Raw genomic sequence first — 18393 nt, forward strand, 5'->3', positions numbered from 1 at the left:
TAGGCATAATAAAGTCCCCTCAAAGTTAACAGATGAATTATACTTTTTCATCTGTCAACCTCAAGGGGACTATAGCAAGTTGATTTCCTAGTGAGGAGGTCTTTGATAACTAATGATAACTGAGTATCACCGAATTAGTCTTGATTACGACGACGGCGTGCGCCGAAGAACCAGAAGAAGGCAGCTGCGGCAATGGCGACGACACCACCTAAAATGTAGAGCTGGCGCTTGTCATTAGCCTTGTTAGCGACTGATTCATTGTGTTTAGGAGCAGCGGCTTGTTGCGTTGTATTGCTAGTCGTTGAATTATCTTTGTTTGATTTGGACTGCTTATTCGACTTGGCCTTGTTCTTAGAAGTGGTGTCTTTACCAGACTTCTTGGACGTGGTATCGGTCGTAGCGGCCTTCGCAACCGTCGTTCCAGTGAGTTGGTCCAAACCGTTATTGACAGCTGGAATGACGGCGCTCAGGGCACCTTGGGCTTGGTTACCGGCAAAGGCTAAAATGGATGTCCCTTGGTAATTTCCGGAACGAGAAGTCGTTAATGCGGCATGGCGGCCAGTGCTGGTTGAAGCCCCAGTAGCCTTTTTTGCCCTCTTATCGGCCGTGGTGGCCTTTTTGGTAGACTTCTTGGCTGATCTTAGTGGTCTTTTTAACCGTCTTAGCGGGCTTCTTAGCCGGGTCAGTGGTTGGCTTGTCAGTGGGATCTGTTGTTGTCGGGTCAGTTCCAGGGGTGGCTGGCTGAGTCGGCGTCGTGGCCCCGGTTTGACCGCCGTTATTGTGATTGTTATTTGCGGCAATCAGATCGTCCAAGACCTTTTGACGAACGGTGGCCAATTTTTGGTCAGCGGCAGTCTTGTCTAGCTTAGCCTGATCGAGGGTGGCATTGGCTGAGGATAAGGTCTTCTGAGCCTCGTCGAACGTCGAGGTCGCTACGGAGTTGGCAGTCTTAGCGTCATTGAGGACACCTTTGGCAGTAGTGACAGCGGTGTCTGCAATACTAGCAGCACTCGATGCCGTATCAAACGTATTCTGAGCGGCCTTTAAGGCATTATCGGCTATAGAAGCAGCTTCATAAGTCTTTGTGACGTTGGCGGCAAGAGCTGCCTGGTTTTTGGTTGCTGTTTGAGCATCAGTAGCCGCTTGGGAACTAACTACAGCTGTACTATCTGCGGTTAATTGTGCTGCGGCTGCGTCTGATGCTGCCTTGGTGTAGCTACTCAGCTTTGCTTTCAAATCAGCAAGGGTTTGTTGATCAGTTTTAGCCTGAGTTTCTTGGTCAGGCAACTTTGCTTTTGATGTATCCAAGGTATCTTGAGCTATTTGGGCTTTGGTGTGCGCATCAGAAGCTGCCTCAGTGGCTACTTCTGCTGCACTACTTGCCGCGGTTACGGCTGTCTGAGCGTCTGAAACGGCACCTGCTTTGGTTATAGTTAAATCGTTATTGGCATTGTCGGAGGCAGTTGTGGCCTTTGCAAGCACAGTCTGTTTTTCAGTGGCGGCACTTGAAGCGGCATCCATTGCAGTATTATCTGTGTTGGCAGCAATCTGTGCGTCAGAGGCCAAACTGTTAGCATTTGTCTGAGTCACTTTAGCATCGGATAAGGCATCATTAGCTGTTTTTAAGCTTGTTTGGGCAGTTTCTGCGTCCGTGTTTGCTTGGTCTAGAACCTTTTGTTGGTCACTAATCTGGGAGTTTAAGTTAGTGACAGCTTGTTGAGCAGCATCACTATCGACTACAGGTGTTGCGATGACTGTATCGGCAGATGTATCAAACTTGGTCGGGTCAAGAATGTAGTCTGACTTGTCTAAAACCTGTTCAAAATGTAATTGATTAAGCGAATCTATTGAGAGACCAAAGTAATCGTTGCTGTAACCGTCGTCCAGAATTCCAATTAAGGAATTGGTATGTGCATAGGCCTTATCAGCATCATTGAAAAGCATATTTTCAATTGAGTTGTAAATGGCTTCCTTAACTCCATCGATACTGGTAATTTTGGTCAAGGGTGCTGTGGGGGCATTTTCGTAATAATTAGCTCCTGTTTTAGTAGCTAATCCCAAAGGACTAGCGGCTGAATTGATTGCAGAAACATCATAGCCTTTGTCGCTGATGGACCAGTTATCGGTACCATATTGATTTGCAATGGTTTTAGCGAAGTCCATCATTGTTGTGGTTAGCGTCACAGATGGCTCACCAAGCTGTGACCGTACTTGATTAATTAATGTCGTCGCATATCTAGCTAAGTCTTGGTATTGATCATCAGAGAGCGATGCTGCATTGGTATAAGTAATTGCCGCATCTGTTGGGCTGGAAACATAGATATTATCAGTCAAGCCTTGTTGACTTGCCGTGGTAAGAACTTTAGTGGCATCGTCCTGCGCACTTATTGCTTCGGTAAATGTTGCATTAGTAGTATTTACGGCATTTTGAGCAGCAGCAAATGCAGCAGTTTGTTCAGCGGTAGCCGATGATGGGGTGGCAGAGCTTACTGCATAGAATGTAACAAGTGCATTGCTGTAAGCATTGTGGGCATCATTATAGTTATTATTAGCGGTTGCCCATGCCTGTAAAGCAGCTACTGTAAAATCTGCTGGAACTGTAATCTTATTTCTAGTTGAATCTAGAGTTACTTCAGCTGAAGATAATTGTGCTGAAAGTGAATCAGCTGTTGATTTTGCAGCGGTTTGTGCAGTCGCAGCGTCCGCTGCTACTTGAGCCAAGGAAGAAGCTGCCGAGGCCTTTGCGATGACATCATCATTGGCCTTACTTTCAGCAGCTTTCGCGGCCTTGAGAGCAACATTGGCTTGACTAGCTTGTGCGGTGGCATCATTAAACTTGTTTAATGCAGTATCCACATCTGCCTCAGCAGCCTTCATAGCAGCATCTGTGCTGTTTGCGGTAGTTTGTGCATTAGCATAGTCAGTTTGTGCTTTAGCTAAGGCATCTTTAGCCTCCTGCAAAGCGAGGGCCTTGTCACTAGCTGTTTTATTGGCAGCAGTAAGATTGGTATTGGCAGTTTCGACTGCTGTAGTTTGTGTAGAAATATCGGAATTGGTTTGTTTAACGTCAGTGTTGTCTTTGTCGACAATACCGGTTTGTGTTGCGATTTGTTGGTTCAAATCGTTAATATTAGCCGGCGTGGCATCAGAAGCAGCTGTGCTAAGACTTGTCGCGGTTGAACTAGCAGCTGTAGCAACTGAGGCTGCACTACTGGCAGTGGATTGGGCAGCCTTCGTGGACTCCTCGGCGGCTAAACTATCTTGGACGGCAGTCGAACTGGCACTATTGGCTGTTTTTGCATCGCCCTGGGCTTTATCTAAAGCTGTCTGAGCTTCTGACTTAGCGTCAGAAGATTTAGTTTGCTGATCGGTCGCGCCACTAAGGGCCTTTTCGGCATTAGCTACGGCTTGTGACGTTTGTCCGGCAGTGGATGAGGCCGATTCGGCATCGGAACTAGCCTTGGTAACGCCATTCTCGGCGTCTGTGACGGCTGCGGCCGCTGAGTCAGCTGCACTGCTGGCGGTCTGGACTTCTGGTGAAGCCTCAACTTGTGGGTTTAACTCGTCTTGTGACCCTTGGTTAACAGTAGTCGTGTCACTGCTAGTGGGCGTGGTGTCGGCGTTAGCGATCACGTTGCTGGTCAGAACAGTACCGGCCAGAACGGCGGTTGTTCCCGCGACAATCTGAATAGTCTTTTTCATAAAAGATAATCTCCCTTGGAAATAAAAGTATATAAAACTTACTATGTGGGACAGATAGCAACCACTAACACCATCAATTAACGATGTTAGCGGTTACAAAAAAATATGAAAAAATCCAACTAACTTTCTAATGTCATGATGATCCTGATTTCGATAGTTACAGGACAAGGTCATTAGCAGTACCTGAAAAATTTATTTGAGGGTGTTAGTCGTCATGACTACCGGCGTCCTAGTCGAGATTCTGAGATGGTCATCGTGCTGCCGTTCTGGCTAACTTAGGGACTAAAAACATTTGCACTGTATATCTATTCTTGGATAAATATATTTTACCCTCAGTCTACACCTTTTATTCCTCATAATAAACACGGTGTTTTTGTCACCGTTTGAAGTATTAGCATCCAGGACTGCTTACGATTAGTCTGAGCTATATGGCCCGGAAAGGCGTGTGGAGACTGGATTCTGACCAGTTGTGTGGGATTGGGAAAGCTAAACCGTGATAGTAAAGGGCTGACTTCCTGTGACGGCCGGACATTTTGGCGTCGGGATTTGATAGTGGATGGTAGATGTTACTCATCAAGCTGACCGATGCCATCAGGACTGAAAAAGCTGAGATGTGGAGGAGGAATTTAATGCGATGGCAAGTATTGCTCGCAAAATCAATTGTTGGTGGGCTCTGTCTTAGATGTTGCCTGAACTGATAACTGTGATCTAAATAACGGTCGTCCAAAATTTCCGGACGACCGTTTGCTGTTTCTATTATGTTTTTTTAAATGAGAATGATGGCATCTGGAACTTGTCTCTGCCTAAGATAGGGGATTGAGGGTAGCCATTCTCCTGGGGGAGCCTACCCAATCCACGCGAATATTCTCAGAATTGACGACCGAACTTGCAATTCCAAACGATATGTTATATTATTTGTTCATAGCCACTCCCCAAGTCATTGGGGGTGATCCAATATCATTTGGAATTGCTGAAGTATTCCCGACGGACGTCGGGCTGAAACATCGGTAACATGAGAAGGTTTGAGTTAACTAGCAACCTGATCCAGCGTGGGTTGTTATTTAGCTTGGAAAAAGCGTTATGGACGGGTAAAGCTAGCTCTTTATCCGTCAGCAGAATAGGAGCAACGCCCATGTCTGTGTTTTGGTGAAGCTTTGTCTAAGGTCCTAACCGGTTAGTCAGGCTGAACTCGAGGCGGTTATTAGCCTCAGTGTAGCACATCCGCCGACGGTTGCGGGTATTTAGCCTTTAGCGCCTGGGATAAGGCTCATCAAACACAAGTCTGGACGACAAGTTAGATGTATTGGAGGAGAGATTTATGGATCAGGGAACCAAGATTTGTCCAAATTGTGGCACGAAGATGGCAATCAATGCGGAGATTTGCCCTAAGTGTGGGGCGATGCAGGCGCAACCCATGGGGGGCTACACCACCGGCCCAGCACCAGTTCAGCCACAAGTACAATCCCGCAAAAAGTCTGGTGCGTTTCTGCTTTGGGGATGGCTATCCGCGGTCGTTTCACTCTTTATTCCGTTAGTTGGGATCGCTTCGATTGTCCTAGGGATCTTAACAATTAGGAACAAACACGTGGCGGCAGGGGTTGTCTTGCTTGTCGCGGCTGTCATCTTTATCTTTTGGGGGATGACTGGTTTTGCTCAAGGACTCTTCGGGGCCATGTAAAATGAAAGCCAGCGACTGAGCTTGGGGTAAGATCAGTCGCAGAGCCTTTGATATAAATGATTCCTGCCGGTATGGTGGGTGAGTCAAGAAGGGCGTCCAAGTCTACTGGATGGCCTTTATTTTTGTTTTCTAAAGATAGTCGTGGTTATCCCGCAGACTGGCTAGTTAGATAGCCAGTTGTCATCAGGTCTTGATTGGCCCCCGATCCGGACGGTAACTCTATGGTAGAAATAAATGGAAACAACTAAGTCATTAAGGTATATGTGCACACAATAGATTTAATATATAACACAACAACCATGTTAATGTTATTATAAAATGCATATGATGTTCATAAGTTTTTCACATTTCACTGTTATTCTAGAATTATTCAAGAAAACGACAGTTCGCAACCCACTCGGATATGGAGGATTGCCCCATGAAAAAATGGCTACGAATTATCTCAATAATCGCTTGTCTCGTTGGTTTAACATCGTTATTGCGCATCCAGGCGCAGCAGCGGGGCCCGGTCATGAATAAGGCAACTCTCCAGGATCAGACGGGTCGAGTTGCAAAAGAAGTGACCAGCCACCAGCCACAGGATTTACAACTGGCACTGGACCTGACGCTCCCCGCGGGGGAAACGGTCATCACGCTGGCCGAACAGGACCAGGCTAAACTAGAACCAGGTAAAATCACTGACCTGGAAGTGGCTGAAGATGGCCAGGTCGACAACATTACGGCAGAAGTTGATGAAAAGCACCGTCTTTTGCTCAATAACGATCAAGAAGAAACACAACAGGTGAAGGTGCTGGTACCAGTGAAGTTAACTGACCCCCTCCTCATCGCGAAGTTCCAACTTGAGTTACGCGTTGCCGATTCGACGGAAGAATACAAGCTTCGTCGAATCAAGGTCATCGCGGATGAAGATGACGAAAAAGTCGAAAAGACTAAAAAGCAGAAGACTAGTAAAGTTGTTGACAACTCACGGGTAGACTCGCAAACAGCGGGTAGTGCGGACGTGAGCGCGGCCGACGACAGCAAGACTATTAACAGCAAGAAAGCTACAGAGACTGTTGAAAAAGTGACGACAGCAGACGACAATGACAAGACGGAAACAAAAGTGAAGACTGCTAATAACCATCGTTCAGAAGAACAAGACGCCCTGCCAGCTATTCCCACTGAAGATGACGCCATCAAGATTAACCGGGCACAGGTAAAATCGAATAGCTGGTCCAGTGATTTACTGATTGGTGGGAGCTTACTAGAGCACGATGGCGTTAAGCAAATAACCAAGAAACTCGCTAATACCGAGGCCAAAGGTTACTACGGCAAGGTAAACAAAGACTTTGATAATTATGAATACTTCTATCACTCGTCCTACATGCAATCAGATACTGCGACAGCCTATGCGATTTCAATGGATGGTGAGAAAGCGCCGAGCAAGGATGACAAGCTTGTCATCTACTACGACAATGTCGGAGCGTACACGGATTCACCTACTGACTCAGACCTCGACCAGCAGATGGGGGTCATCGTTGAAATCTCCAATATTGAGTTCAGTACGACTATCCGGGGCGAACGGGCCTACATTGACTTCCCCAACAATTTCTACTCCGGGTTAGTCTACAACGGGATTAAGTCTTTCACCATTGACATGACGTTTACCAACTCGGATTGGACGAAGGCCCTCGAATTCCCCGGGGCAGACAAGGATGGCAAATATGGCACTTACTTCACTTTCGGGTCACTGAACGGTTATGGAACAGATCAGAATGAGTGGGCCGGTACCAATTCAGGGTTAGACGCCGAAAGGGTTGAGGGGGCCTTCATCACACCACATCCAGAAGGTTGGTATGAAGGGACTGGTACTGGTTCGCCAAAAGGTGAAGAAACTGCAGACACAGACTGGGGTGACTACCTCGGGTCTAGTGACTACGAGCTTGGGGCCGTTTCCTTCCCCATGACTGGCGTTAAGCAACCATTCAAACTGAGAAGTGACTTTGGTTTTACTTGGCAGTCATTCTCCACGGCAATGCTCACGCCACTCAAGCCGCCGGCGCCAACGAAGGCGGTCGACAAGGACGATGAATTTGAGCTAGAGAACAACGATTTAGATGGTGTGACGATTGACCGGGACGAGGCGGACCAGAAAACGCTGGTCTACACGATTTACCAGCCGACGTACAGTATTCCGGACCAAACGATTGCCAAGCCGAAGAGTATTACGATGCGCGACCAGTTACCGGCAGGGCTAACGGTTAATGCTGCTGACATTAAGCTGTTCAACACGAATGGTGACCCAATTAAAAGAAGTGGTGAAGTCACTGTCTCTGACACGGGTCTGGTAACGTACAAGTTCTCCAAGGCGGAAATCGAAGAATTGATTTTCGATGGCAAAAGCTTTGCCATTCAAATACCAGCAGATGTTGACGATGACTTCGTCGGAACTTTCGAGAATCGGGCGATGGTTAGCTTCGGTCGCGGATGGCGGCAAAAGACGAATGAAGTGGTCACTCACTATATTCGGGGCACGTACCAATTTCAAAAGATTGATGGCACGACTGACAAGTCACTGGCTGGTGCCGAGTTTATTATCGAAAACGAGCTTGGCCGGTACCTGACATTTGACGACAAGGGCAAGTTCAAAGATGTGGTAGAAGACCAGTCAGAAGCAACACGCCTGAAAGGTGACGAAAACGGGAACTTCAAGGTAACGGGTCTCCCATATGGCAAGTACACGTTGATTGAAACGCAAGCGCCAGATGGCTACGTCATCGGCGACTCACATGACTTCGAGATTTCCAAGGAACAACAGGAGCAGGGCGCAGATCCAGACCAGATCACGAATGACCCGTACACACTACCCGTTACTGGGGGACACGGTATCTTCTGGTTCCTGGCTGGTGGGCTCATCCTCATCCTGATTTCTCTCTCAATTTGGCGCAGACACCCTGAAGGAGGTTAAGGCCATGAAATTCACGAGATTACGACAACTAATTGTCGCGACCTTCGCGATTTGCGGTCTCGCGTTAGGTGGCCAAACCGCCGCTCACGCTAGCACCAAGGCACCAGACAAGGTCACGATTCAACTGCACAAGGTGGATAATGAATCAACGGAGATGATGCAAAATACTGGGGATGAACTGACGCTCCAGAGTGGCATGTCCGTCTATGACGCCACTAAGTATGGGGCCGTGACCTATAGCATCTACGACGTGAGTAGCCTCCTGAAGGATCGGGGCGTGGAGAATGGCAAAGTTAAAAGCGACGCCTTCACCACGGAACGAGACAAGTTGATTCATGACATCACGGACGGCAAGACGGACCCAGCCGAGGTGCTCAAGGCGCAGCAGGCCTTCGTTGATGAAAAGAAGCTAGATGCCGTAGAAACTAAGACGTTGAGCGACAAGAGTGGCTTCCTGACATTTGCCAATCTCAACAATCGCGGATTCTACCTGATTATGGAAATGGCGGCACCAGCGCACCATTTAACGGGGCTCTCAGCACCGATGATTATCGGGCTTCCCCTGAATGAAAAGTCAGAGATTCACCTGTACCCTAAGAACCTCATCGCACGAGATGTCGACCCGGAGATTCATAAGGTGGGGATCGACCCGAACGCACCAACCAGCGACACGCACGTTGATCTCGGCCAGGTTGAATTTACCCTGGAGCGAGAAGATGGCGAAGGCGAGACGCGGACGTTAATCACCGACGACAACGGTGACATCGAATTCGGTGGTCTGGAAGTGGGGACGGTGTATGTCTTAACGGAATCCTCAAATGCCAAGTATCCTTGGTACCACCAGAGTAGCGACAAGGACAACAAGATTTCCCTGAAGTTTACGGTTGATAAAGACGGAAATGTCGACCCGCAAGAGATGTTACCAAGCGAAAAAGACTTCAAGATTAGCGGCACGAAGATTGGCATCCTGAACCACCTGATTCTGGGCGGAGCTAAATTCCAAAAGGTTGACGCGACCGACACGGCGAAAGGCCTAGCCGGGGCCAAGTTCAAGGTTCAAAAGATCGACCACGCCGGCAAGATTTTCTGGGCGGTCTTCGATGGCCAGACGTTCGTCAAGTGGGTTAGCGATAAATCTAAGGCCACGGCCTTAACGTCGGACAAGGATGGCAAGTTCGACTTCGACGGTGTCCCTTATGTGTACGACCGGCGGGACGGCGCGGTGACTTACAACCTGGTTGAAACGAAGGCACCAAAGGGCTACGCGCTCCTCAAGAGTGCCACGAGCTTTAAAATCAATGAGGAACAAGTGCTGAAAATTAAAAACACGAAGGGCGTGGCAACTGGTCAAGATAAGGAAGGCAGTGGCGGTATCGGCGACAAAATCCGGCGCGGCTTCCTGCCAACGACCGGGGGCATGGGTATCTGGTTCTTCCTACTCATCGGGGGACTCCTGATGGGTGGTGCCGGCTACCTGTACTACCGGCAACGGAAAGCAAACTAATGGCAACAGTCACTGAGATATTGGCAGAAGGAGGACCCTAACATGCGCAAATGGCTAGCGATTCTCATCTTCTGTTTAGGCTTGGGTGTCGTCGGATACCCAGCCGCCAATAACTTGGTGACTGAATGGCGTCAAGAGGGCGTTCTAACCGCGTATAAGAGCCAATTAAAGACGGCGAGTGCTAGTCAACTCAGGGCACTCAGACGAGCCCTACAGCGGCAGGAAACGGTCAATAAGACGCAGGTGAAAGATCCCTTCAAGACTCGAACGGAACGATTTGTGGAAACTACACCACTGGCTTTAGTCGCGATTCCGAGCGTCGACGTGGAGCTACCGGTCTTTGAAGGAACGAGTGAAAAGGTCCTCCAAAAGTATGCCGGATTGGTTCAGGGAACGGACATCCCCCAGGGCAAGAAGAATCAGCACAGCCTGATCACGGCGCACCGGGGCCTGACGGGTAACCAACTCTTCACCGACCTCTGGCGTGTTGAAAAGGGCGACCGGTTCTACCTGAAAAATGCCTACGGGATGATGACCTATAAGGTAACGAGTATCCGCAAGGTGAAGGCCAATGCGCATCGGCCTATCCAACGGGACGCCACTAAAAACCAGGTGACGCTGATGACGTGTACGCCGTATATGGTCAACTCACACCGACTCTTGGTGACGGGGCACAAGATTCCCAATGAAGTCGAAAAGATTCCTGAAGGCAAGCTAGTGTGGGACTGGTACAAGGTGATGCTGGTGACGCTGGTGGGCAGCCTCTTCATTTGGGGGATCTGGGCCGGTATCCGGTACAATCGGCAGGCAAAGGAGGAACTCTAAATGGAAACTCGTAAACGCTGGGTTAAATGGGGGTCCTTCGGGCTACTGCTGATGTTCCTGGTTGGCTGTGGACTGGTGATGCTAGGCCTCACACAGAGTTTCTCGGTGACCCATTTAGGCGATAAGGCCAGACACGAGATGACAGCCCCGAGTGTCCAAAAGGCGAACAAGCAGGCGCAAAAACGGGCGGCACGAGGCCAAACGGCGGCATTCGATTACGCCAACACATCGCAGTTAACGCCGCTCACGGTCGGGCGTTATGGGCTACAGGAGTTATTTGGGAAAAGTGCCTATCGTGCGGTCGGCGAGTTACGCGTCCCCGCGGTTGACCTGGATTTACCAATTGGGGTGGGCGTGAGCGACGCCGTCCTGGTCCGTGGAGCCGGTACCCTCAAGGTTGACCAGCAGATGGGTGAAGGAAATTACGCCCTGGCCGGTCACTATATGACTGCCAAGCGCATCCTGTTCTCGCCGCTAGCGGGGGTGCGAGAGGGTAACAACATCTACCTGACGGATAAGCAACAGACGTATCGCTATCAGGTTACCCGGGTCTGGGTGACGAATCGCTATCACGTCGAGGTTATCGACGATGTTCCTGGTAAGAAACTGGTGACGCTGGTGACCTGTGCCACAGCCAAACGAGGCGAGCAGAACCGCTTGGTGATTCGTGGGGAACTCCAATCCGTGAAACGGGTCGCGGTGTAGCCGAGAATGTTTCATGTGAAACATTGAAGCAGAACTGATAGACAGTAAAAAAGCATCGAATGGCCGTTAACTGGTCGTTCGATGCTTTTGCCTTGTGTGGGATTTTAGTGAAACTTGCGGAGGCGAATAACTTCCTGGATACCAATCAAGATGCCCATGCCGACACCACTCCAGATGGAGACCCAGATGACATGGGATTGGGTGAGTGACTGAGTCAGACTGGTGCCATCAAACCAAAGGTTCATGACGGCCTGTTCCAGGTACATGAATAACCCGAAGTAGATGCCCGTCGAGAGGCCCTTGCGGACGATCCGGCGGTAGGCCTGTTTGCTGGTACTGACGTCGATTTCGTTATCGGTTAGGTGTGCGCGACGTGAGGCGAACATGATGTAGGTACAGACGACGAGAACGAAGTAACCGAGTTGGCCCAGCAGTAGAACGGCCAATGTCATTTCGGGATCTTTAATGGCGAAGATCCCAGCGGCCACGAGTGACAGTAGCATGCCGGGAAAGTACAGGATGAAGGCATTTGCCGCAATCCGATTGACTTCCTGATGCTTGTCTTCGTCGAATTCCCCGGAAACGCCGAACCAATGCTTGAAAATGTTATCGCGAAAATTCTCCCCTTTTTTCATGAGCTATTCCTCCCAGAATAAATGATTTAAATCGGTTTTTAAGACCTTGGCCAAACGGATACAGAGATCCAGTGATGGATTATATTTGTCGTTCTCGACAAGATTAATGGTTTGGCGCGCAACCGCAATCGCCTGGGCGAGTTGAAATTGCGTCATCCCCGCGCGCTTCCGATATTCTTTGACTCGATTCAACTCGACACCTCCTAGGTCAGTGGTGGTTGGTATGTCACATATATTTGACATCATTAGCATAGCGCTCGGATTGCGGCGTGTCAACTATATATGACATTTACGTGAAAGTGCTTTTAGGGTTGACTGTCACGCAACGTTATAGTTTAGGATAGCCTTCAGTGAATAAAGGCAGAAGGTAGGTGGCCGCTTATGAAACAGGAATCGTTATTCTCGAGTCAACCGGAGAACACCCCCTTGGCGAGTCGGGTCCGGCCACAGGTTTTGGACCAGTTCGTGGGTCAGCAGCACTTGTTGGGATCCGGGAAGATCTTACGTGAGATCATCGAAAATGATCAGGTCTCGTCGATGATTTTCTGGGGTCCGCCGGGTGTGGGCAAGACGACCCTGGCCGAAATCATCGCGCGCAAGACACAGTCAAGCTTCCTGAGCTTCAGCGCCGTGGACAGTAGCATCAGTAAGATTAAAAAGATTATGAAGCAAGCCGAACTAGACCGCGAGATTGGTCAGCGCACGATGGTCTTCGTGGATGAAATTCATCGATTTAACAAGGCCCAACAGGACGCCTTTCTCCCGTACGTGGAGCGGGGCAGCATTATCCTCATCGGAGCCACGACCGAGAATCCTTCATTTGAAATCAACTCGGCCTTGCTCTCGCGGTGTAAGGTGTTTGTGCTGAAAGCCTTGAAACAAGCGGATATCGTTCAGTTGCTGAAGAATGCCCTGACGAATCCCGCTGGCTACGGCAAACAGGCCATTAAGATTGGTGAGGATGAGATCCAGGCGATCGCGAACTTCGCCGATGGGGATGCGCGCATGGCGCTGAATACTCTGGAGATGGCGATCTTAAATGCCGAACCAGTGGATCAAACCACCACGATCACTATGGCTAATCTGAGCCAGTTGATTACTAAAAAATTCGTACTCTACGATAAGAATGGTGAGGAGCACTACAACATTATTTCCGCACTGCATAAGTCCATGCGAAATAGTGACACGGATGCGGCGATCTACTGGCTTTCACGGATTTTGGAAGGTGGCGAGGACCCGTTGTACATTGCCCGTCGGCTGGTTCGATTTGCCAGTGAGGACGTGGGGTTGGCGGACACCAATGCCTTAAACGTGGCGATTAACGTGTTTCAGGCTTGCCAGTTTTTGGGGATGCCGGAATGTGATATCCATTTGGTGGAGGCCGTGACCTATCTGTCGTTGGCCCCTAAGTCTAATGCCATCTATAAGGCCCGTCTCGCAGCGGCCAAGGACGTGAAACAGACGGCCAATGACCCAGTGCCGCTTCAACTCCGTAACGCGCCAACGAAGCTGATGAAGGATCTGGGATACGGCAAGGATTATGAGCTGGCACACTATGCCAAGGATAAGTTAACAACCATGAAGACGATGCCGCCGTCGGTCGAAGGTCATGAGTATTATTTGCCGACGAGTGAGGGGCGTGAAAGCCGATTTAAGGATCGGTTAGCTCAGATCAAGGCCTGGCATGAACAGCATGGGTAAAGCAAAAGGGCACTCGTCAATGACGAGTGCCCGTTTAATAATTAAATTTAATTATTAAACGAGTGGCTTGCTATTATCAAACGTGGTATCCATTGGCCGAATGACGGACCAGGTTGAGTGGACGACCTTCCAGGTTGTGCCCTCACGTTGGAAAACCTCAATACAGTTGTAGCGCATGTCGTTTAGCGAGGTCTTCGCAAACAATTGATACGTCAGAACCGCCATGTCGTCGGTTGCCTGAACGCGTGGGGATTCGAAGTCATACGTGTCAGCGAAGAGCTTGCCCTCCACATTGGCCAAAACGAATTGCTTAATTTCAGCGTAGGTGTCGATCCGCTTGGGCTTGAAGCTGTCAAAGTAGGAGAAGTCCTGTTGGGACCATAGGTTGAGGTAACCGGAGGTGTCACCCTGGAACCATTTGTCTAAGGCATTCTTTTCTAAGCTAATAATTAATTTTGATAATTCGCTATCTTTAATTGCCATGAGTTGATCTCCTTTGTTAAGTTCGATAGACCTAGTGTAAACTGTGCCGTTGCGTTACAGTCAAGGTTCATTTTGCTAACGGGCGTGGAGGACACTGTTTAGGGTGGCAGTGTGTATAATGATTGATGACTAAGTTTCAGTGAGGGGGCGAGGTCATGATTTTTGTGGCGTTAGTGGTGATTCTGTTGTTGGCGGCTGGACTCGTCACAGGAATTCGGCATCGGCAATGGTGGTTGGTTATTCTGACCAGTGTGGTATTGGTGGTGATTGTGGGCTATGCGATTGCGGGATTTGTTGTGTTTAATGTTTTGGATAAATGAGAGCGGCATAATCAACCGAGTATTAGGAGATTTATACAATGGATAAAAGAATATATATTAGCGATAATGGCGATTAAATAGCCTTCTGATGTGGTAGAATAATACTGCTGGCAAACCTTTTATAATGTTATTTATATTTGGTTTGAAGATAATTATTCTGCGACGTGTGGTATGGGAGGTTATTGAGGATGAAACGTAGGTTGATTGCGTTGGCGATTGTTGTGGGAATCGTGGGTGTTGGGGGAATTCTAGTGCCGTTGCCAATAGGCAGAACGTTGCCAATAGGCAGAACGGTCGTGACGGCTCACGCTGCCGAAAGTGCCGTGGTTGATTCTGGCACGATAGGAACCTGTCCGTGGCAGCTGACTGCGGATGGTGTTTTGCACGTTGAGAGTGGCACCTTGCCGGAATCGACGCCGGATGGCAAATTTGCTACAAGTCCCTTTGTTCCGATTCAGATACGCGAAGGTGGCGATGAAAATAATTTGAACCTGGCGACGATTAGTTTTGATGGGACGATTAAAACGCCAGTGAATGCCGCTTTTCTATTTGCCAATCTGTTAAATAACAACAATCGTCGTCAACCACAGATTAGGAACTGGCAGAACTTAGATACGAGCCATTCCACGAACTTTGCTTTCATGTTTACCAATACTGACCAGGATGAAATTGACGTCTCGGGGTTTGACACCAGTCAGGCGACCAGTTTACACGGCATGTTTGATGCGGCACATTATGTTAAGGGGTATGAACACTTTAACACGGGTAATGTTACAGATATGGGCTATATGTTTGATGCTTATGGTGTTGAGGGGCATCTAGAGTCGGTAGATGTTTCAAAGTATGATGTTCGTAAAGTTAATGCAACGCCATATCCCGGTGGCTATCCTGGTGGTTTTCATGCGATGTTTGGGACGATGGCTAATATTAAAAGTCTTAACATTGGAAATTGGCAGCCACGGATTCCACTTGATGGCATATTCTGGGGCGCCGACAAGCTCCACATTCAGAAGCTAACCGTTAGTCCAGCGGAAAATTTAGCGAACTCTGAGTTACTGGGACCCGATACGAGTTATGGTACGGATAAGGCCATTTTCACCGGCCATTGGGAAAATGCCAACGACCAATACGTGAAGCCCGGAGACGATAATAAGAAGAGTTATACAACAGCCCAGTTAATGGCTATGTACAATGGTAAATCAGTGATAACGGGGAATCAGACCTATCAGTGGGAACCCGTCGTGACACCAGGGAATCCGATCACGGTGCATTATGTCGATCGGAGTGGGGTAACTATTCAGCCGGATACGCAGCTTCTGGGAACGCTGGCGGCGACCTATCATGTGACACCGGTGACGATCACCGGCTATCGATTTGATAAGGCTAGTGAGGGCTCGCTGACGGGAACTTATACGTCAGAACCGCAGAGTGTCACGCTGATGTATGCGGTGGCCGCGGCGACGCCTGATAGTGGATCATCGAGTTCGTCTGATTCGAGTAACAGTTCTTCTGGTGGCGATCATGGCCAGCCAGAGGTGATTGCGAAGAAGGACCGGGCGATTACGGCGGTGAAGAAGATCGGCCTCTATGAAACGCCAGATTTTAGCGAACAGACTCGAGAATTTTACTATGCCAAGAAGAGGCGCACCAGGCGACCACAGTTTGTAATTACTGGCGTGGCAAGGTCTAAGCGTGGTTTAAAGCGTTATCTGGTTCGGGATGTGACCCCAGATTCGAAGCGTTTCGGCAAAACGGGGTATATCACGGCTAAACAAGCCTTTACGGTACATACTTACTATCAGCACAAGCCTAAGCGAGTACTGGTTATCCAGGGGACCAATGCCTATCGTGAGAAGTCACTGAAACATCAACTTAAGCACTTTAGACGTGGAAAGATTCTGCATTTTAAGAAGATGGCACGCTACCATCTGACAACGCGACTGGTCTTAAATGATGGGACCTTTGTCACTGGAAACAAGTTTAAAGTTCTGGAGAAATAGAAACTAAATAACTAGAATGTTTCATGTGAAACATTAAAAGACACCATGATCGGCTTCCTTGGGGAAGTCGGTCATGGTGTCTTTTAATGATTAGGTTACTTTTTAGTGATTTCCAGCAGACGTTTCCGAAGCGCGTCGTCGTAGGCCGTCAGGTACAGGCCGTACTTACCGCGCTTCATCAGCACGTTCAGGACGTTGGCAATGAAAGTCCGGTACTCGTCCTGCGTGAATTTCATATCCTTACGCTTCTTGAAGATCTCCTTATGGGAGTACTTCTCAGGGATGATGGTCATGGTGTCCGTCTGGGGGTCATAGCCAAACGAAGGTCCGATGATCATGCCGACGTAGTTCAAGTCGAAGCCTTGAAGCGTGTAGATGGTGCCAACTTGGGTAATGGAACCTTCCCGCTTGGCCCAGTGGGTCCGTTGCGGGTCCCATTCGTCCCATGGCAGGTTGAAGGTGTCCATTTCAACGTTGTGTCGGCCGTCGATCCGCGGGAAGCCTGAAGTGGCAACCATCCGGCTCATGCCGACTTCTTTATTGCGCTTCTTGATGGTATCGAACATTGCCCCAGCGGTATCGAACATCTTGAAGTCAAAGTCACTGTTGTCGGGGAAGGGCTTTAGAGGCTTTTCAGCGGTCAGATCGTCCATCCAGGCCACCTGCTCGTCACTGGCCACCATCCGGTACTGGAAGTTCATGCTGAACGACTTGTGGGGATGAGAACCGATCGTCTTGAATAGGAGGTCCTTGTCCCAATACATCTTGGATTGGAAGACCTGATCGAAGTCGTAAACGACGACAACGACTTTGGCTAGATCCATCAGATCGGTCAGTTGGTTCTGGCCGCGGTAGTGGGCGTAGGGTTCTGATTTCGAGTAGAGCAGGTGCGCTTCGTCGACGAAAATAATGTCGTACTTCTTGTGATTCTTTTGCGCGTAGTTAATCAGCGACGTTGGCCGACGAATCGAGTTGACCTTCATGTTGGGAATTGATTCGGCAATGTCCTGGTAAGCCTTGTACAACTCGGGGTGGTTAACCACCAGTGAGGTCTTGTAGCGCTTGTCGGTCATGTATTGGCGAACCAGTTCCATCAGGACAACCGATTTCCCGGTTCCCGAAGCGCCTTCGATAATGGCGACGGAAGACGGGGTGTTTTGCAGGCCTTGCTTGATGTAGTCGTTGATGTTGGTGATGACCCGTTTCTGGTCGTCGGAAAGGTCGTCGACGAAGAACTGAGCTTTTAGAATTTCATTCATGGTAGGGCTCCTAATTTAATTTTTTTAGCGTCATTTGGGCATTAGGCGCCTGGTAAATTTCGAAAAATGGGGCGTCCAGTTTAGCGGCGGCTGGACCATCTTGAATTTACTTTCAGCGGTGATTATATCATATTTTGGGGATGAATAGAGAGTGATGGGGATGGGTGTTGGCGAGGAGCCGTTGTTAAATGAGCTTATGGGATTTGGGTGAAAAAGGATGGACTTATGTTATTCGTCTAGAGTATTTTGTTTGAAAAACCAGGTAGGGATTAAATCAGGAAATTTAAGGTATGTATTGATCGCATATTTAGAGACTAATCCTATGCGAACGATTCTAGGGTGAAGGACCAAATCAATTATTGTTGGAGAGTTATCGCTAAGGTATGCTTAAAAAAACAAGTAAATATTGAGATGTAAACTAAACAAAATGGACCGTTTTGAAAAATTGAAACGTTGGTGTAACAGGGATTCTTTAGTGTACTCCCCACGTATGTGGGGATGATCCTAGTAGGATTGTGTGAGATACTCCTGCGTGCTAGTACTCCCCACGTATGTGGGGATGATCCCGTGTGCCCCAAGTCCAATAAAATCGCGTCTAAGTACTCCCCACGTATGTGGGGATGATCCTCGCGGT

The 18393-nt window shown here is 48.8% G+C and carries 14 protein-coding genes and 1 CRISPR repeat array (1 of these 15 only partly in view); of the genes, 8 read left to right on the forward strand and 6 right to left on the reverse strand.

Going from position 1 to position 18393, the window contains the following annotated elements; all coding sequences use genetic code 11:
• Positions 1–134 precede the first annotated feature (134 nt).
• Both OCU14_RS09415 and OCU14_RS09420 read right to left on the reverse strand, forming a co-directional pair.
• Positions 135–437, reverse strand: coding sequence for a hypothetical protein (locus OCU14_RS09415; protein WP_261810818.1), 303 nt, complete (start codon positions 435–437; stop codon positions 135–137).
• A 160-nt stretch (positions 438–597) separates the two neighbouring features.
• Positions 598–3702 (reverse strand): SEC10/PgrA surface exclusion domain-containing protein, encoded by a 3105-nt coding sequence (locus OCU14_RS09420; protein ID WP_261810819.1) that lies wholly within the window; start codon positions 3700–3702, stop codon positions 598–600.
• A 1318-nt stretch (positions 3703–5020) separates the two neighbouring features.
• Between OCU14_RS09420 and OCU14_RS09425 the strand changes: the two genes are divergently transcribed.
• The 5 genes from OCU14_RS09425 (at position 5021) to OCU14_RS09445 (ending at position 11361) form a co-directional block, all read left to right on the forward strand.
• On the forward strand, positions 5021–5380 hold the full coding sequence (locus tag OCU14_RS09425; protein ID WP_261810820.1) for a zinc-ribbon domain-containing protein: 360 nt from the start codon (positions 5021–5023) through the stop codon (positions 5378–5380).
• 418 nt (positions 5381–5798) lie between these two features.
• Positions 5799–8327: a SpaA isopeptide-forming pilin-related protein gene (locus OCU14_RS09430; protein ID WP_261810821.1), complete on the forward strand. Its 2529-nt coding sequence runs from the start codon at positions 5799–5801 to the stop codon at positions 8325–8327.
• A 4-nt stretch (positions 8328–8331) separates the two neighbouring features.
• A complete protein-coding gene (locus OCU14_RS09435; RefSeq protein WP_261810822.1) occupies positions 8332–9831 on the forward strand; it encodes a SpaA isopeptide-forming pilin-related protein in 1500 nt (499 codons plus the stop codon).
• A gap of 42 nt (positions 9832–9873) precedes the next feature.
• Entirely contained in the window at positions 9874–10656 is a 783-nt protein-coding gene (locus OCU14_RS09440) for a class C sortase (RefSeq protein WP_261810823.1), read from the forward strand.
• The gene (locus tag OCU14_RS09445; RefSeq protein WP_261810824.1) at positions 10657–11361 is read left to right on the forward strand and encodes a class A sortase; all 705 of its coding nucleotides are present in this window, start codon (positions 10657–10659) and stop codon (positions 11359–11361) included.
• Positions 11362–11465: 104 nt separating this feature from the next.
• Here OCU14_RS09445 and OCU14_RS09450 read toward each other — a convergent pair whose 3' ends face one another.
• Positions 11466–11996: a DUF3278 domain-containing protein gene (locus tag OCU14_RS09450; protein ID WP_261810825.1), complete on the reverse strand. Its 531-nt coding sequence runs from the start codon at positions 11994–11996 to the stop codon at positions 11466–11468.
• A gap of 3 nt (positions 11997–11999) precedes the next feature.
• Positions 12000–12188, reverse strand: a complete 189-nt coding sequence (locus OCU14_RS09455) for a helix-turn-helix transcriptional regulator (RefSeq protein WP_125545623.1) — start codon at positions 12186–12188, stop codon at positions 12000–12002.
• A 189-nt stretch (positions 12189–12377) separates the two neighbouring features.
• Between OCU14_RS09455 and OCU14_RS09460 the strand changes: the two genes are divergently transcribed.
• Entirely contained in the window at positions 12378–13697 is a 1320-nt protein-coding gene (locus OCU14_RS09460) for a replication-associated recombination protein A (RefSeq protein WP_261810826.1), read from the forward strand.
• A gap of 54 nt (positions 13698–13751) precedes the next feature.
• Here the strand turns inward: OCU14_RS09460 and OCU14_RS09465 are convergent, their stop codons facing one another.
• Positions 13752–14180: a nuclear transport factor 2 family protein gene (locus OCU14_RS09465; RefSeq protein WP_261810827.1), complete on the reverse strand. Its 429-nt coding sequence runs from the start codon at positions 14178–14180 to the stop codon at positions 13752–13754.
• Positions 14181–14335: 155 nt separating this feature from the next.
• Here OCU14_RS09465 and OCU14_RS09470 point away from each other — a divergent pair, with 155 nt between their 5' ends.
• The gene (locus tag OCU14_RS09470) at positions 14336–14500 is read left to right on the forward strand and encodes a hypothetical protein (protein ID WP_261810828.1); all 165 of its coding nucleotides are present in this window, start codon (positions 14336–14338) and stop codon (positions 14498–14500) included.
• A gap of 188 nt (positions 14501–14688) precedes the next feature.
• Positions 14689–16500, forward strand: a complete 1812-nt coding sequence (locus tag OCU14_RS09475; protein ID WP_261810829.1) for a MucBP domain-containing protein — start codon at positions 14689–14691, stop codon at positions 16498–16500.
• Positions 16501–16595: 95 nt separating this feature from the next.
• On the opposite strand, the gene OCU14_RS09480 is transcribed toward OCU14_RS09475, so the two are convergent.
• Entirely contained in the window at positions 16596–17759 is a 1164-nt protein-coding gene (locus OCU14_RS09480) for a DUF2075 domain-containing protein (protein ID WP_261810830.1), read from the reverse strand.
• Positions 17760–18236: 477 nt separating this feature from the next.
• A CRISPR array of direct repeats spans positions 18237–18393; the repeat unit is 28 nt; unit sequence GTACTCCCCACGTATGTGGGGATGATCC; it runs 602 nt beyond the window's last position.

This window comes from Levilactobacillus humaensis, assembly GCF_024345185.1.
Lineage (GTDB): Bacteria > Bacillota > Bacilli > Lactobacillales > Lactobacillaceae > Levilactobacillus > Levilactobacillus humaensis.

Coding starts and splice junctions, on each gene's coding strand:
- OCU14_RS09420 (WP_261810819.1), bottom strand. CDS start 3,702: ATGAAAAAGACTATTCAGATTGTCGCGGGAACAACCGCCGTTCTGGCC.
- OCU14_RS09425 (WP_261810820.1), top strand. CDS start 5,021: ATGGATCAGGGAACCAAGATTTGTCCAAATTGTGGCACGAAGATGGCA.
- OCU14_RS09430 (WP_261810821.1), top strand. CDS start 5,799: ATGAAAAAATGGCTACGAATTATCTCAATAATCGCTTGTCTCGTTGGT.
- OCU14_RS09435 (WP_261810822.1), top strand. CDS start 8,332: ATGAAATTCACGAGATTACGACAACTAATTGTCGCGACCTTCGCGATT.
- OCU14_RS09440 (WP_261810823.1), top strand. CDS start 9,874: ATGCGCAAATGGCTAGCGATTCTCATCTTCTGTTTAGGCTTGGGTGTC.
- OCU14_RS09445 (WP_261810824.1), top strand. CDS start 10,657: ATGGAAACTCGTAAACGCTGGGTTAAATGGGGGTCCTTCGGGCTACTG.
- OCU14_RS09450 (WP_261810825.1), bottom strand. CDS start 11,996: ATGAAAAAAGGGGAGAATTTTCGCGATAACATTTTCAAGCATTGGTTC.
- OCU14_RS09460 (WP_261810826.1), top strand. CDS start 12,378: ATGAAACAGGAATCGTTATTCTCGAGTCAACCGGAGAACACCCCCTTG.
- OCU14_RS09465 (WP_261810827.1), bottom strand. CDS start 14,180: ATGGCAATTAAAGATAGCGAATTATCAAAATTAATTATTAGCTTAGAA.
- OCU14_RS09470 (WP_261810828.1), top strand. CDS start 14,336: ATGATTTTTGTGGCGTTAGTGGTGATTCTGTTGTTGGCGGCTGGACTC.
- OCU14_RS09475 (WP_261810829.1), top strand. CDS start 14,689: ATGAAACGTAGGTTGATTGCGTTGGCGATTGTTGTGGGAATCGTGGGT.
- OCU14_RS09480 (WP_261810830.1), bottom strand. CDS start 17,759: ATGAATGAAATTCTAAAAGCTCAGTTCTTCGTCGACGACCTTTCCGAC.